15 protein-coding genes and 1 pseudogene are annotated in these 14,294 nt (G+C 35.8%); 3 read left to right on the top strand and 13 right to left on the bottom strand.

The window, feature by feature from the left end; all coding sequences use genetic code 11:
* Positions 1 to 189 precede the first annotated feature (189 nt).
* Positions 190 to 528 carry a hypothetical protein gene (locus H131_RS12110; RefSeq protein WP_010859431.1) on the top strand — a complete coding sequence of 113 codons (339 nt, stop codon included), beginning with the start codon at positions 190 to 192 and terminating at the stop codon, positions 526 to 528.
* A gap of 29 nt (positions 529 to 557) precedes the next feature.
* On the opposite strand, the gene H131_RS24440 is transcribed toward H131_RS12110, so the two are convergent.
* The 5 genes from H131_RS24440 to H131_RS12135 form a co-directional block, all read right to left on the bottom strand.
* Positions 558 to 704, bottom strand: coding sequence for a hypothetical protein (locus tag H131_RS24440; RefSeq protein ID WP_155242421.1), 147 nt, complete (start codon positions 702 to 704; stop codon positions 558 to 560).
* Positions 689 to 904: a RusA family crossover junction endodeoxyribonuclease gene (locus H131_RS12115; protein WP_010859432.1), complete on the bottom strand. Its 216-nt coding sequence runs from the start codon at positions 902 to 904 to the stop codon at positions 689 to 691. The genes H131_RS24440 and H131_RS12115 overlap by 16 nt, the downstream gene beginning before the upstream one ends.
* Before the next feature lie 768 nt (positions 905 to 1,672).
* Entirely contained in the window at positions 1,673 to 3,205 is a 1,533-nt protein-coding gene (locus H131_RS12120) for a thiol-activated cytolysin family protein (RefSeq protein WP_419185149.1), read from the bottom strand.
* Between the two features lie 298 nt (positions 3,206 to 3,503).
* Positions 3,504 to 4,136: a hypothetical protein gene (locus tag H131_RS12130; protein ID WP_010859435.1), complete on the bottom strand. Its 633-nt coding sequence runs from the start codon at positions 4,134 to 4,136 to the stop codon at positions 3,504 to 3,506.
* A gap of 667 nt (positions 4,137 to 4,803) precedes the next feature.
* Positions 4,804 to 5,763 (bottom strand): ETX/MTX2 family pore-forming toxin, encoded by a 960-nt coding sequence (locus H131_RS12135; protein WP_010859436.1) that lies wholly within the window; start codon positions 5,761 to 5,763, stop codon positions 4,804 to 4,806.
* A 572-nt stretch (positions 5,764 to 6,335) separates the two neighbouring features.
* On the opposite strand from H131_RS12135, the gene H131_RS12140 reads away from it, so the two are divergent.
* A complete protein-coding gene (locus H131_RS12140) occupies positions 6,336 to 6,665 on the top strand; it encodes a hypothetical protein (RefSeq protein ID WP_010859437.1) in 330 nt (109 codons plus the stop codon).
* A gap of 28 nt (positions 6,666 to 6,693) precedes the next feature.
* Here the strand turns inward: H131_RS12140 and H131_RS12145 are convergent, their stop codons facing one another.
* Positions 6,694 to 6,996 carry a hypothetical protein gene (locus H131_RS12145; protein WP_010859438.1) on the bottom strand — a complete coding sequence of 101 codons (303 nt, stop codon included), beginning with the start codon at positions 6,994 to 6,996 and terminating at the stop codon, positions 6,694 to 6,696.
* Positions 6,997 to 7,034: 38 nt separating this feature from the next.
* On the opposite strand from H131_RS12145, the gene H131_RS12150 reads away from it, so the two are divergent.
* Positions 7,035 to 7,433, top strand: coding sequence for a tyrosine-type recombinase/integrase (locus H131_RS12150; protein ID WP_010859439.1), 399 nt, complete (start codon positions 7,035 to 7,037; stop codon positions 7,431 to 7,433).
* Between the two features lie 11 nt (positions 7,434 to 7,444).
* Here the strand turns inward: H131_RS12150 and H131_RS12155 are convergent, their stop codons facing one another.
* From H131_RS12155 to H131_RS12185, 7 genes and pseudogenes are all read right to left on the bottom strand, one after another.
* Positions 7,445 to 8,650 carry an EAL-associated domain-containing protein gene (locus H131_RS12155; protein WP_010859440.1) on the bottom strand — a complete coding sequence of 402 codons (1,206 nt, stop codon included), beginning with the start codon at positions 8,648 to 8,650 and terminating at the stop codon, positions 7,445 to 7,447.
* A gap of 155 nt (positions 8,651 to 8,805) precedes the next feature.
* Positions 8,806 to 9,702, bottom strand: coding sequence for a DegV family protein (locus H131_RS12160; protein WP_010859441.1), 897 nt, complete (start codon positions 9,700 to 9,702; stop codon positions 8,806 to 8,808).
* Between the two features lie 204 nt (positions 9,703 to 9,906).
* A complete protein-coding gene (locus H131_RS12165; protein WP_010859442.1) occupies positions 9,907 to 11,010 on the bottom strand; it encodes a TFIIB-type zinc ribbon-containing protein in 1,104 nt (367 codons plus the stop codon).
* A gap of 14 nt (positions 11,011 to 11,024) precedes the next feature.
* Entirely contained in the window at positions 11,025 to 12,356 is a 1,332-nt protein-coding gene (locus H131_RS12170; protein ID WP_010859443.1) for an SPFH domain-containing protein, read from the bottom strand.
* Positions 12,357 to 12,545: 189 nt separating this feature from the next.
* Positions 12,546 to 12,920: a DUF423 domain-containing protein gene (locus H131_RS12175; protein WP_010859444.1), complete on the bottom strand. Its 375-nt coding sequence runs from the start codon at positions 12,918 to 12,920 to the stop codon at positions 12,546 to 12,548.
* Positions 12,921 to 12,931: 11 nt separating this feature from the next.
* A complete protein-coding gene (locus H131_RS12180; protein WP_010859445.1) occupies positions 12,932 to 13,357 on the bottom strand; it encodes an acyl-CoA thioesterase in 426 nt (141 codons plus the stop codon).
* Between the two features lie 430 nt (positions 13,358 to 13,787).
* Positions 13,788 to 14,294: pseudogene (locus H131_RS12185) on the bottom strand (hypothetical protein); the annotation flags it as partial.

The following is a 14,294-nucleotide window of genomic DNA, read 5'->3' on the forward strand; positions in this document are numbered from 1 at the left end:
TTTATTTTTTTGTTATATTCTCATAAAAAGATATAAGGTAATTGTGGAAATCTAGGTATAAAACGAAGGAATGATGTTATGAATCAATTCATCCTGTATATCAGCTCAATACCAAGCTTGTAGGGAGTGCTGTGTAATCCCTTGTCTCTCCCTGCAAGCTTGGGTTTCTCAAGGGAGCTGATATTTTATATGAAAAACCGTTCAAAAGCCTATATTCGTCATCAGAGAGAGCGAACTATTCGAAAAAAATGGGGCATTTTAAAAAATGTATTTTTACGAGAAGACGAATACATGCCGATACGCGGTACGTTAAGTAAAGGAAAAATTCATTGTTCGTGTAGAATGTGTCGATACGAGCAGTATCACGCAATTCCTAAAGCTAAACATAAAGCTAAATTAAAAGCTATGGAACAGGAAATAGACGATTATGTCTATTTCCTCTTTTTTATTCTCAACGAACCACTTTCTCTTTACCTAACACCCCACCAGTTCTTGGCTCAATCCTGCCTGTCATCTCCCAACCCATAGCAATCAATACCACGCTAACCTTGCTTACATTAATCCTGCGAGTTTTTTTGAATCGGTAACCCTAAGTTCCAAAGCGTGATGAACGTCTCAATCTGATGTTTTGTAAAATCGAACTTAACCGTGTCATGTGCATCGCCAGTAAACAGAATACATCGTCTCGCTACTGTTGTGCCCATTCGATTGTCACCGCTGCTCTCAGATTATCTGAATAAAACTTACAAGCAACCACCTCTGTTGAGTTATCGTCCTGACATAAAACCTTGCTTAGACCGTCCTTGATGCCTTTTGCTAGATTGTCGATGTTCGGTATTGGTTGTAAATCGTAACGTGCCTTCAACAGCTTGCTGATGCACCTTTTAAAATGATTTATGTACATTGATGCTCACCTGATTTCTTCGGTAATAAGTTCATCTGGTGCACTTGTGAAACTTCTAATCTCACGAATAATTTGTCGTCTTTTAATTCTTTTGGTACGAATGAGCAATTCCGCGTTATTCGTGATCTTTGTTGCGCCATCATCCCACCTGGACCTGGTATGGTATTTCAAATGTAAGTACGTTCATGTCTGCCTTTCTTTTAGCAAAAAGAGAACTATATTAGTATTATTAAGATAAAAATGTAAATGGAGTGAAAAAATGTACACAACCAACCGTTCGTTCTTTATAGTAGCCTTTACTTAGATTTTAGTCAGACAAAACCGCCTCAAAAAAATGCATTGAAAACAAAGCATGAAATTGAACGGTTTTCTGCTCATATTCTAAGGCAGGACACTTATATGAGTATTTTAATTGCGGAGGGTGCAACAGTAGCAAAAATTATTGGGGATACACCAGAAATATTCATTCACTTGCCCGATGAAGAATTACAAGCAACCAAGATTTTATCATCATTGTAAATTTGAGTGCTTTTCAAACAAAAAAGCGAGGTGCAAAGTATATTTGCACCCCTCAAACCTTGATATATCAGTATTTGTATATCTATTATGTTCATAAATGTGATGTGAATCATTAAGGTTCAAGAATTTTAAGAAATGTTATTAATTAAACACAACATCCAATAAAGCTTCTTCTCTTTTCATTATTTCATACAAGAATATCTGTTTGCATTCGTATGCCTTTGAAAAAGTGCCTCTCATGACTAATACCTAATTAATAATACCTGTTGGGTATAATGTAGTTCCTCCAATTGAAACTTTTATTTCATTAGATAATGGAACATTGTGTTCATCAATAATTGTTCTCCACCAATCCCATGCAAGACCTGTACATTCTCTTGCATAAATTCTTATATTTTTTGAATTAGGCGGGAGTGGTATTACTGTAGAGAAATGAGCTGTTTTGTCTTTCCAGTTTCCATCCCAAGTTTTATGGGTTAGTACTTCTTTTCCATTTTCATCATATGAAAATTCATCCCAGGCTACTTCAAATTGAGCAACATATGCACCATAATGATCAAGGATGATGCTACCTTTAGAATATTCTGTAGATGTCGTCTCGATATAATCTGTACTGTTATGAACAGCGGCAATTGAATTATCCTTTAAGAAAACACTTGTATAGGATATTGGGTATGCTGGATTTTTAAGACTAAATTCTGCATTATCTTTAATTATGTTTCTAATATCATTAAAGTCTTTTGAGACAACCTGGTTATGCTGTTGTGAATCTCCGCCTAATACTACAGCAGTAAAGGAACTTTCTTCAAAAATATCTTTGTACTGTGCACTAGTTTCTACATTGGTATTAACATTATTCAGTAAGGCTTTAAAAGCAGCTTGTACATCCTTGCTCTTAGAACTTGTTTCTAATTTCACATAAATTGTTCTGCCATAAGCTACATTTGACACCATAACTGGAGGGGCCTCATTACTTACCCCTTTACGGGTTAACTCTTCAAAAAGAACGCTATCATCAAAAAGTTCTGATGGATTGTTAGGTAGTTCTGCACTTACGGTATAAAATATTTGTTTATATGCCGCAACCATCACTTTTTTCTCTCCATTTGCAATCGCATTAAAGTCAATTCCCAGTGAATTGTCAAGAACTTTGGCGTTAACATTCAGAGTGCTTGCTATTTGAGATTTGCTATATACCATAGATTCTGAATATTGTAGTCTTGCAGGTAAAGTATGGCTTGTTGAATATTTTTCACTCCAAGTAGATATTAACTCATCTACTGCCCCAGACACATTACCATATGTTGGATTATCTACAGTCATAGTATTTTCTCTTTTCATGCCAGGTAAATCTATGCTAATATTTAGCGGTTTTCTTTTGGCCACCAATAAACTAGGTTGATTGTCTGCAAAAGCTTTGTTTGCAAGTTGTAAGGCTCCTGGATAGGCACGATTCGCAATAGAATCGATAATTGAAATATCCACCGGTGAAGTTGTAAGTGATTTTTTGTTACGTTCAACCACTATAAATTTATTATTTGAGTTTATTCCTTCTTTTGGAACAAAACTATCAATTTTATCACCATTCACTGCTAAAACTTCGCTACTATTATAGTTCAAGTTTGCTATACCAGTATCAATGTCATTAGATTTGCTCGTTTCACTAGGCAAATTAGTATCAAGTGGTTCAGCAAAGGAAATAATCGGATAAGTTATAATACATAAACTAACAGATAAACATACTAGAAATTTTATTACTTTAAAATAATTTTGAATCCTCAAAAAAACCACTCCTTTTTTAGGAAATTATACCACAGAAACATTTGGTTTAAATACAGTAGTTTAGTTGTGTATTTGATTTGTTTCAGAGTAGATAAATGGTAAAAATGACACACTTTAATTACTCTAGTCATAAATGATCCTTCTGGGAAAGGATATCCACGTCCTTCCCCTTCCAACCATAATGTGGAGTGATTCCACTTTACCATTCTGGTATATTCACTTATCTCTTACGTTTCTTACCCTTACCTTTACCACATTAATTAGGTTTAGGAAAAAGAGAACCTAATATAATAAAAACTTAATTATTGTCATCCAAATCATCTGGATAAACAATTGTGTTAATTACTTCTCCATTTGATTCATCTTTAAAAATTACTGTAACTTTAAATTTTTCAGGATCAACACCACTGAAAAGTTGATAATACATACCTGTAATAGCAAGCCCAAATGATGCCATTGCGTCAAAACTATTTTCAAACTCCTCTTTATTTACCATTAATGTGAATTCAGAAAAAGATTTGTTGTAAGTCACATCTTTTATAGAAGTTGGGTTATCGGTGCTAGTTTTAATTTCTTCTACAGTTTCTAAAATACCGGTTTCCAGCTCTTTTATCATTTCTTTATGCTTTGATTTAGTCATTTTATAAGTCACAGAACCATCATCGTTCTTGACGGCTTCTTTGATACCTTCTTTTTTTGCCTCAGCAATCGCTGAATCAATGTCCTGGCCCTCAAAAAACGAAGCTGGTATTGTTACATCAACATTTAATAGTCCTTTGTCAACTTTAAATGATTCATCCTGAGATGTTTCTTCACTTGCATTTTCAGCACTTTCTTTTTTCTTACTACTATCCTTCTCTTGATCTTGACTACATGCTACTAAAACAATGCCTAGTAGAATTACTAATGGTAATACAAACAATTTTTTCATAGTATAATATCCCTCCTCCATAAATATACATAAAAGGATGGGTTTTTACTATATCTTTTATGAAAATACTAGAGAAATATTCCTAACATGTCGAACTTTGGCGATAGGAAATATGAGATAAATGACTTACTTCCTTTCCCTTTACTACCACGTTTTGCTTCTTTCTCTGCCTTTTCATTCTTAGGCAAACTATCGAATTCGAACAGCCATTTATGAAGTTTGTGTAAGCAGGAATATGCCACATTTGCTTCATAGTCAGCGTCCTCGATTAGTTTTTTGCTTCTTCTACTGCGTCATCCACACCTGCATGAACCTTCTCGTTCCTGCTTCAATTCGTTTTGCGCTAAAAAAGCTGTTAAATCAGTCATATATAATCACCTTGTCCTTTTCTTTTTTGAATTAAAAAGAGACTAGATTTATCTAGTCTCAAAAGCTTTTTCTATATCCCTTCCGCTAATAAACATACGTCTGTATAATTTTCCATATGATAAACCTAATTCCTTTGCCCATTCACCCAATAGCTTTCGTTGCCCTTAGTGAATCGGCTTCCAGTTGTGCTGACATACCACAATTCCAGAACTTGAGGAACGATTATTTTATAAATAAAAAAAAGACGCAATTACCCCACCAAATCGATATTTTGGTGGAGAAATGCGTGCTGTTATTCTTATTCAATTATTTTAGTATCCGCAGAAAGAGTTTCAAATTCAACAGGGATTGTTTTTGTTTCTAGCATTACTGGTTTTTTTGAATTTGTAATATCAGTTATTTTAGCATATAATCGCGTTCCAAATTCTGTGCTAAACTGTCCTACGCCCGTAGCTCTAATTCCAAATCTATCATTCCCTACTGCGTTATTTCTGATGACTGGCTCGAATCCCTGTTTGTCTGAGGCGAAATTCAGTGCAGAATATAAAAGTTGAGGGGACATCGGTTGATTATTAAAAGTATAAGTAGCATCCCCATATAAATCTGCATTAATTTTATTCTTACCCGAAATTGTTATTTTTTCAAACACATATTCTACTTTATATTTTTTACCAGCTGGAACAGAAAAACCTTGTGGAGGAATAATAAACTTTCTATCTTCTGATTTTTCTGTAGTGTTTGAAGTGGACATATTATAATCAACACTAAAACTATGTGAAGCTGTCAGCATCATAACAGAAAGGCTTGCATTATAATTATAACCAAATGTCCAACCGGAAGTATTAGTCGTACTAGTCGTTTCTTTAAACCCATGTTCGTACCCACTAGTATATAATGTTACCTCATGACCTAGGGTATTTTCTAATATGTTTTCTCCAACTGTCAAAAGTTGAGAGTTCTCAATTATAGAACCTTCTATATTACTACCATTTAATTCGGCATCTTTTATATCATGATTTCTCAATACTGTACCTGGACCAGCAGCACTGATCAACATTTTTTTCACTCTTTCATCAATATCTTGATAGGCACTATTCTTATTTTGACTTTGTTCAGCCGCTTGAACGTTGCTTGGAACAACTCCAATATTACTACCCATAATTTCTTGATTTTCAGCAGCACTTGCAGTATTAGTAAAAGTACCGCCTCCTAATAAAGTACTAGCTACTACACCATACAATATTATTTTCTTTTTCATTATGAAACCCTCCTATTAGTAAATTTTTTATTAGATTCTAATATCTAATGTTACTACTGTATCTAATGTCACTAATTTTTACAAAATGAGTGTAAAACAATCCCTAATAAAGTAATACGGATTGGTTTTATTGTATTTTTTAACAATATAAGCTCTAAATATATTGTTTATTCTGAATTTAGGGTGAATAGATGCAAAAAATAGCAAAATTTAATATCAATTGTCACTAATTTTCACAAAAAATAATTGTGGTAATTCACTTTTGCGGAGTATTTATATGTATATATATTGAATTATAAAAACTCTCTATCTATCATTTGTAGGGCATTAGTCATAACTCAGTGTGTGATACTTGCATGATAGAAAATCATGAGTGTAATAGGTGCAATGCGATGTATACACACTGTTATCTGGCCCAAGAGACTTACTGAAATGGACGTTTACTCTTATGAATGCCTAAACTGTTCAAAAGTGTATTTGTTCTCGTTCTTTATAGCGTTTGCGAGATGAAAGCCTAAATTCATCTGGACTTACAATATTTAGTTAACTTATTATTAAATGGAGGTGATATTTTGTCAGGCATTTATAAATATGCAAAATATATTCTTTTGCTCATTTCAATAATTAATTTAAATAGTTTCAGTCCAGATTATTTAGAACCAATACTTCTTTATGAGTATCTTATATTTGTAGGATTTTGTTCTTTACTTGGTATACTTCACGATTTTTTTAAACCTAGTAAAAAAACGAATATTTTATTACTTGTATTCATTATCATTAGTTCTCTTGTTTTATTGATTACATCAATCTTCTATAAATCCACTCCTTCAATTATTTTTTCTATAGTAATGTTTATTGCAATTAATTACGCATTATTTTTAGAAATAAAGCAAAAGGAATAGTACCTTTTGCTTTTTACGCCTCTCCACTTTATTGTTTTCTCCATTCTTCATAGCTTATAAATGGCACCACAACACTTGGCGGCTTTACCTCTTTATAAGCTTTATTAAAAGCTTGTTTATAAGTTAATCCTAAGTCGCTCATATAAGCATCGATTCGAGCGGCTAGCTTTTGTTGGTACTTATTATCCATGTAATCTCCACCACGCCTATACTCAGGTAATTTACCGTTTACCATGAATATTGTTGTGCATCTAAACTGAATGTCCATTGAAGCGAGACCCCATAAACCATGGCGCTTTAGATAACCAAGTTCCATAATGGAAATATCCATCTTTCTCAGCTTTCTGCCCGTCTAACTTTCTATGAGACATGCGCACTCTCGATGTCGAGACAAAAAAACTTTATGGTTCTGAACTAGAAGAAAGCGATTATGTATTTATCACCGCTAATTTAGAACCAATCAGCAGTGGTTATATTGTGAAAATGTTTAACGCATTAAAAACCAAGCATCAAATTGAACGATTATCAGCTCATATTCTAAGACACACTTATGTGAGTATTTTAATTGCTGAGGGTGCAGCAGTAACAACAGTAGCAAAAATTATCGGGGACACACCAGAAATGGTGATAAAGGCATACGCTCATTCACTAGTTGATGAAGAATTAAAAGCAACAAAAATTTTATCATCATTGCTTAAATTTGAGTGCTTCTCAAACAAAAAAACGGGGTACAAAGTATATTTGCACCCCACAAACCCTGATATATAAGCATTTATAGACTATCTAAATATATTATGTTCATAGAGAAAATCATAGGAAAGATCGACAAACAAATATTCATGTTCATTAATCGCTATTGAAAATGTGCGTGTAATCTCTCCGGTTTCAATATCTCGATACAGTTCAGAAATTTCCCCACTTTGATCATTACGCATTTTTATAATCGTTTGGAGGAAATAGGGACGCCAACTCCAGTTTTTATTGATCGCACTTGGTTGTAATTCCCACTGTCCTTCTACACGCATCACGTTTGGCGTTAGCTGAAATCCATCCTCATTACAAATATATAATCGGAAAGAATAGCCATCTAACAGCTGTGCTAAATGTTCTAACTGGGCAATGTTTTCACTAGTAGGTTTGACACGATGGACAATCGCCTCTAGCTCCTCCTGCAACTTCTTTAGTTCAAAATACTGCGCCTCAAGCATTTTCTTTTCTGAGGTAATGAATCGTTGACATTCCTGTTTAAATCTTTCCTTCAGTACATCTTTTTCCACAAAATTTATTGCCGCATTTGCCAAGTAGGGTCCTTGATAGAAGCGTCCCCCATTTTTCCAGGCAAATTGCAATTGATAAACAGTCCCGATACCTTCAAATAATAAGTTTGCACCAATTTTATATGCTAAACTTCCAATTGCTGAAATCATATCTGATTGGGCTGACCATGAATCATAATTCAATTCACGAATATCCACTTTTAAAATCTGTGGAGAAAGTAAAGCAATGTGCTCTAAATGACTTTCAGCTCCTACTTCCTGTACAGCAATTTTCACACCGTACGTTGTAAAGTAACGCAGAGCATGATGTAATTTATTGATATCACCTAAAAAGCGATGTTCAGACACAACCAATACAATACGATGTAAATCTTCTTCTCGTAAATATTGTTGAATAATACTAAAATGGCTTTCACCGAAATCTTGCATCAACAAATTAGGGTTACTTGGAATATAAATATCAATGTCATTCGCTACTTCCTCAATTTTTGCTAAAGCCGCGTGCAAAATTTTATGTTCCATATCAATTCGATATTCTTCTGGAATATCTTCATTATTCACAAAATCTTTTAAATTAATTTGTTGACCTTCAATTTGTAAATGTCCGGAAATTTCGTAGGCAATCACCGTATGCGCGTCTGCGCTAAATATAGGTTGAAAATACCCATGTATTTGATCTAAATTTGTTAACACTTCAATTGCATCCATTGTCGAAACCCCCATACTTGAATAACCTGCCTATCGTTATTCAAAAATAACATTACATTCACAGTTGATTAAATGAAAAAGCTCTCTGACTGTATAATAATTTGTTTATAGGAAATTCGCAACTTCACATGCCGTTATTTAAGAAAACATCCGTTTTATAGTGTTACTAATTCTTTTTCCAGTTGCTTGTACGCTGCTAGCTCTGGTTGACATACCCAGCTCAATCCAAGTGTACCTTCCCCTGCATGAACCCCCACACATGCACTCAATGGTAGAACATGAAAAGTGATTAGAGGGTACGCTTTTTCAAGAGATGCTTGCCAACATCTAGCACCTTCTTCATTGTTACAGTGGATGACAGCCACCTCGGGAATCATACTGGATTCTAAATCTATAGTTAAAAGGTTTTCTACATATGCTTTTGCTTTTGTTGCTGTGCGTATTTTTTCTTTCATCACAACTTTTCCATTATCAAAGGAAATAACGACTTTAATGTTCAAAAGGTTGCTTAAAAAAGCCTGTGTACCTGTAACTCGCCCACTTTTATGCAATTGCGATAAACTCGATGGGATAAAAGATAACTTACTCAGGTCGGCAAGCTCATTAATTCTTTCAACGATAGCGGCTGGTTCGAAGCCCTCTCTTTCCAACTGCTGCCCAAGCTCAATCATCTTCATCATTGGAAAAGAGCCAATTTTTGAATCGACTGGATGCACTTCAAATTGTGCTTGCTCGGCTGCTGTGAAAGCGCTTAAATAAGTGCCCGATAAATGCTGCGATGTATGAATAGCAATTGCACAGGCATAACCTTGTTGCTTTAATGATTGATATAATTCCACCACTTCACCAATGGCAGGTTGCGACGTCTTTGGATGTGTTTTAGCACTGCGTAATTTATCGTAAAACTCGTCATGTGTCATATCAACCGTTTCACGTAATGCCCCTTCTTCAAATACAATATTCAGTGGCAATACGTGAATATGATTGTCCTGTATGTATTTTTCATCTAACAATGCTGCTGTATCTGTAACCCATGCAATTTTCTTTTTCATTAAATGCTGTGCTCCTCGTCTATCGTGAAATATTATTATCTATATAGCTTATGCAACTATACATAGATAGTGCCGTGATGAATAGTGACATTTATCATGCTCACTAAATTTATTTACACGATTCGACATCATTTCGACAATTTTCTCTATAAAAAAACAGTATTCCCTCAGTAGGTTAACCATACTTTTGGAATACTGTCGTGACTATTCAGACATAAAAAAATACCAGATACAGGAAATAACAATTAATGATAAGAGAACTGCAAATGTTACCCGTAACGGTGAAATCGGTGCATCGCCACCTACACGACCTGTTTGACCATTCACCATAAAGCGGTAAATTTTATCCTTGTAGCGGAAGGATGATAGCCAAATTGGTAACATTAAATATTTATATGTAATGTCATCATGGGTTGTAGAGAAACGCAAATTCGACACAACATCTGCATGTTTTTCTAGACGGATTTTCGTCGTTATTTGCGCATGTAAGTGATCTTGAATTTCTCTCTTCGCCTGATGCCATCCATCCTGCAAACCGATGCTATATCGTTCTGACAAAAAACCAGTGACGTATTCAGGCTTATAGGATTTATTATTCAGCAAATTAAAAGGTTCGATTTTTCGCATCATATCTCGATCATATCGTGTCGTAGCACTTATCAAATGATCGTCAATAAACTCTTGATAAAATCCACTTGTCGCATACCAATCGGTTTCAGTACGCGTATTGCCGTCTTTATCTGTTACTGTTCGATGTTTACCATAGCTAGCTGAGTATCGTGCGCTTGTTTTCGTATCAAACGTCCAATAGGGTAGGTAGACACCCTTAAAGGAATCAGGCTTTGCACCCATTTTCGCAGCTTTTGGGGTAAACCATCTTCCTTTAATCCATTTTTGAAAATGATCTCCCGCTTGCTTGTCTGTGACCTCGAATGCACAAACACCATTTGGTGCGAGTGTGTTTTCTGCACTTGCCTCCATTACTTGGTTAGAACCACAATAAGGGCAACTGTCGGCGACTTGTAATGCATCGTAAATCGTTTCTGCCGCGCAAGCTTTACAAATAACAGTTTTTTTCTCCACACCCCAATTAAAATTCCCACGTTCCTCAGCTAGTGCAAAATCCATTTCCTGTGCAACTTTTTCTTCTTCTTTTTCTGGGGTTGCAATGGCTGTCTCAAAGCCACAATAAGGGCAAGATAATTTTCCTGTTGCTGGGTTAAATTCAATTGATGCACTACATGATGGACATTCAGCGTCAAATTCAAGCTTGGCCTCTTTGACGTTTTGTGCTTCTTGTGTCGTCATCATTAGTCATCTCCTTACTTACTATCATTTTCATCGAAAACATCGCCACACTCTGGACAGAATTTTGGTGGATTTGTCACATTTTCTGGTTCCCATCCACATTTATCGCAAGCATATTGCATTGCACCAACTGGTTTTTTAGAACCACATTCGCTACAGAACTTTCCTTTATTGACCGTACCGCATGTACATGACCAGCCTTCTGTCATTGGTTTTGATGCCCCACAATTCGAACAGAACTTCCCTGTATTTTCATGTCCACAAGCACATGTCCATGCATCCGGAGTAGCCACTGTTTGTGCTTGCATTGATGCCTGTGCCATTTGCGCTTGTTTATGTTGCTCGTTCATTTGGAATAGCTGCCCTGCATTGACACCGCCTGCTTGTGTCGCCATGTTCAAGCCCATGAAGCCAGCCATTGCCCCACCTTCATTTTTAGCAGCTGCAATCATTGCCTCAGCCTGTGCCCCTGTTAAATGAGCAGCTGCCATGCCAGGGTCACGCATCACCGCATTACGTTGCAATTGTTTCAGCATGGCTTCATCTTCTTCAGACGCTTTTAAAGAACTTATCCCTAATGACACGACTGCCAGGCCACGTGTTGCTAGCCATTTTTCCGATAACACCTTGTTTAATGCGTCTGCTAGGGCAATTGTATGTGCGGGTATTTCACTGTAACGCACACCACTTGCAGAAATTTGTGCAAATGCCGGTTGTAAAGCTGTCATGAGTTCTGTTTTTAATTGGCTATCGATCGCATCACGTGTGAATTCACGTTCCACATTCCCACATACATTAGTGTAAAATAATAATGGATCCACTATTTTATACGAATACTCCCCATGACAACGAATGGCAATATCAATATCTAAACCAATGTTTCTATCAATGACACGGAAAGGAATAGGAGCTGGTGTACCATACTTATTGCCGATTATTTCTTTTTTATTGAAGTAATACACGCGTTGATCCTTCGCTATTTCACCGCCAAATGTAAATCGCTTTCCTATTTGCTTGAATGTTTCTATAATGTTCGAAGAAAGATCATTGCCATACATAATTGATGGCTCTGTTGATGTATCATATACATATTCGCCAGACTCCGAAGAAAACTCTACCACTTTCCCTTGCTCGACAATCATCATACATTGACCTTCATTAATTGCAATGATGGAGCCATTACTAATAATATTATCATGCCCTTTATTCGAGCCACGTTTTGAAGTACGCTTTACACTCTTCGTTACGAGTACGTCTGCTGTCAGAGACTCACAATAGAAATACTCACGCCATTGATCTTCTAATACGCCTGCTAATGCACCAACGCCTGCTTTTAATAAACCCATATTATTCCCACCTTCAACATATACTTAAGCCCATTTTATCATTAAATATAATTTGCTCACTACTGTATTACGTAAGAAAAGACAATTTGTTTCATCATTTGCAATCAACCGAAACAACTTGTACTTTCCTTTCACCAGCCTCTCGATGAAATCAAAAAAGATGCTGCACAAAGTGTACAGCACCTCCTCTTAAGCAAAAGCATTCATTGCTACAAGAATCCAAGCAATAATAAATAACATACCGCCAATTGGGGTAATGGCCCCTAGCTTTTTAACCCCTGTAACCGCAAGTACATATAAACTGCCTGAAAAGAAAATAATGCCTGCGAACATTAAATAACCTGCCCAAGAAAGTATACTGGATGTTCCTAAAAGTGCATCACTTGATAAAATCCCAAGCACGAGTAGACCGAGTGAATGATACATATGATATTGCACAGCCGTTTCCCAAATCGCCGCATATCGAGGGGTTGAAAATTTATCCTTTAATGCATGTGCTCCGAATGCACCAAGTGCCACCCCAAGAGCAGCCATAATAGCGCCTAAACCTAGTAAAATTCCCATATGCTACTCACCTATCTTTGCTCAACAGCAATTTCTTTATATTTCGCATCCCAAACTGCATCGATTTTACTTAGCGAAACAGGTCTTAGCGTGTCTTTATGAGCTAAAATATGTACTGACTGAGCAGTAGCAGCAACTGTTCCATCCTCATGTAAAATCTCATAGCCATATGTTGTGCGTAAACGGTCGTGCTTTTCCACCCAAGTGCGCACCGTTGCTACCTGGCCGTAATGCATAGCTGCCTTATATGAAATAGATAAATCCATCACTGGTGATACATAGCCTTCTTTTTCCAATGCGGCATATTCAAACCCCGCATCACTCACTAGTTGTGAACGTCCAATCTCCATCCATATGATATAGTTTGCGTGGTACACAACGCCCATCTGATCCGTTTCGGCATATCGAATCTCAATCTGTTTTTCACTTACAAACATTTTCTTCACCTCGAGTATCATTATAGCGTAAAAATATTGAATTGGCGGGGATTTTGCTCTAGGAGTGATGAACGTTGAAAAATGAAGAGGTGCTCTTTTTAGTATTTTATTTAAAAATTGATTTTTGATATGAATAACTTAACATATTAACTCTTTTAATTGGGGTACTTTCTGGGGTACCGTGGGTTACTAATCATGTACGTTCTTAGGTGCATCGAAGTCTGTTTAGAACAACTATTGGGGTCCACCAAATACAAAAAAATAAAAAGATTAAGCACCGGGCATGTACGTACATATATATAAAGAAAAGTCACTCATTATTTTTCGAATGAGTGACTTTTTAATTATTCTAAAATATTCCCTCATTTTAATAGTCATATTTGTACTTATGGTTCTTTGACTATTCTAAGTGAGGTTTATACTAAGAACATTATAAATTAATCTTCTTTGTATAATTGATAAATTGATTAAACTTTTCTGTAGGGAAATCTACTCCTAGTTCTTCCATTTGCACTTTTGCTTTTTCAATTAACTTTGTAACTTTTATTTTCGTTTCATCATCTAAATTTGCGAATTTATCACCTTTTCCGAAAGAAGTATGATTAAGAGATACACCAAGTTCTTTGAGTTGCGTATTAGCTTCCTCTTGAGTTAAAGAACCGTCTTTAACTTGTTTCATAATTTCTTGTACCTGTGTGTTCGTTTCATCATCTAAATTGGCGAATTTATCACCTTTTCCGATGAAAGCATGAGTAAGAGATACACCAAGTTCTTTGAGTTGCGTATTAGCTTCCTCTTGAGTTAAGGAACCGTCTTTAACTTGTTCCATTATTTCTTGTACCTGTGTGTTCGTCTCATCATCTAAATTTGCGAATTTATCACCTTTTCCGAAAGAAGTATGATTAAGAGATACACCAAGTTCTTTGAGTTGCGTATT

This window comes from Lysinibacillus sphaericus OT4b.31, from assembly GCF_000392615.1.
GTDB classification, from domain to species: domain Bacteria; phylum Bacillota; class Bacilli; order Bacillales_A; family Planococcaceae; genus Lysinibacillus; species Lysinibacillus sphaericus_B.

What these genes read in the sequence shown, in the direction of transcription:
- H131_RS12115 (WP_010859432.1), bottom strand. Translation starts at nt 904, where the DNA reads ATGTACATAAATCATTTTAAAAGGTGCATCAGCAAGCTGTTGAAGGCA.
- H131_RS12150 (WP_010859439.1), top strand. Translation starts at nt 7,035, where the DNA reads ATGCGCACTCTCGATGTCGAGACAAAAAAACTTTATGGTTCTGAACTA.
- H131_RS12130 (WP_010859435.1), bottom strand. Translation starts at nt 4,136, where the DNA reads ATGAAAAAATTGTTTGTATTACCATTAGTAATTCTACTAGGCATTGTT.
- H131_RS12135 (WP_010859436.1), bottom strand. Translation starts at nt 5,763, where the DNA reads ATGAAAAAGAAAATAATATTGTATGGTGTAGTAGCTAGTACTTTATTA.
- H131_RS12110 (WP_010859431.1), top strand. Translation starts at nt 190, where the DNA reads ATGAAAAACCGTTCAAAAGCCTATATTCGTCATCAGAGAGAGCGAACT.
- H131_RS12145 (WP_010859438.1), bottom strand. Translation starts at nt 6,996, where the DNA reads ATGGATATTTCCATTATGGAACTTGGTTATCTAAAGCGCCATGGTTTA.
- H131_RS12165 (WP_010859442.1), bottom strand. Translation starts at nt 11,010, where the DNA reads ATGACGACACAAGAAGCACAAAACGTCAAAGAGGCCAAGCTTGAATTT.
- H131_RS12180 (WP_010859445.1), bottom strand. Translation starts at nt 13,357, where the DNA reads ATGTTTGTAAGTGAAAAACAGATTGAGATTCGATATGCCGAAACGGAT.
- H131_RS12160 (WP_010859441.1), bottom strand. Translation starts at nt 9,702, where the DNA reads ATGAAAAAGAAAATTGCATGGGTTACAGATACAGCAGCATTGTTAGAT.
- H131_RS24440 (WP_155242421.1), bottom strand. Translation starts at nt 704, where the DNA reads ATGGGCACAACAGTAGCGAGACGATGTATTCTGTTTACTGGCGATGCA.
- H131_RS12155 (WP_010859440.1), bottom strand. Translation starts at nt 8,650, where the DNA reads ATGGATGCAATTGAAGTGTTAACAAATTTAGATCAAATACATGGGTAT.
- H131_RS12170 (WP_010859443.1), bottom strand. Translation starts at nt 12,356, where the DNA reads ATGGGTTTATTAAAAGCAGGCGTTGGTGCATTAGCAGGCGTATTAGAA.
- H131_RS12175 (WP_010859444.1), bottom strand. Translation starts at nt 12,920, where the DNA reads ATGGGAATTTTACTAGGTTTAGGCGCTATTATGGCTGCTCTTGGGGTG.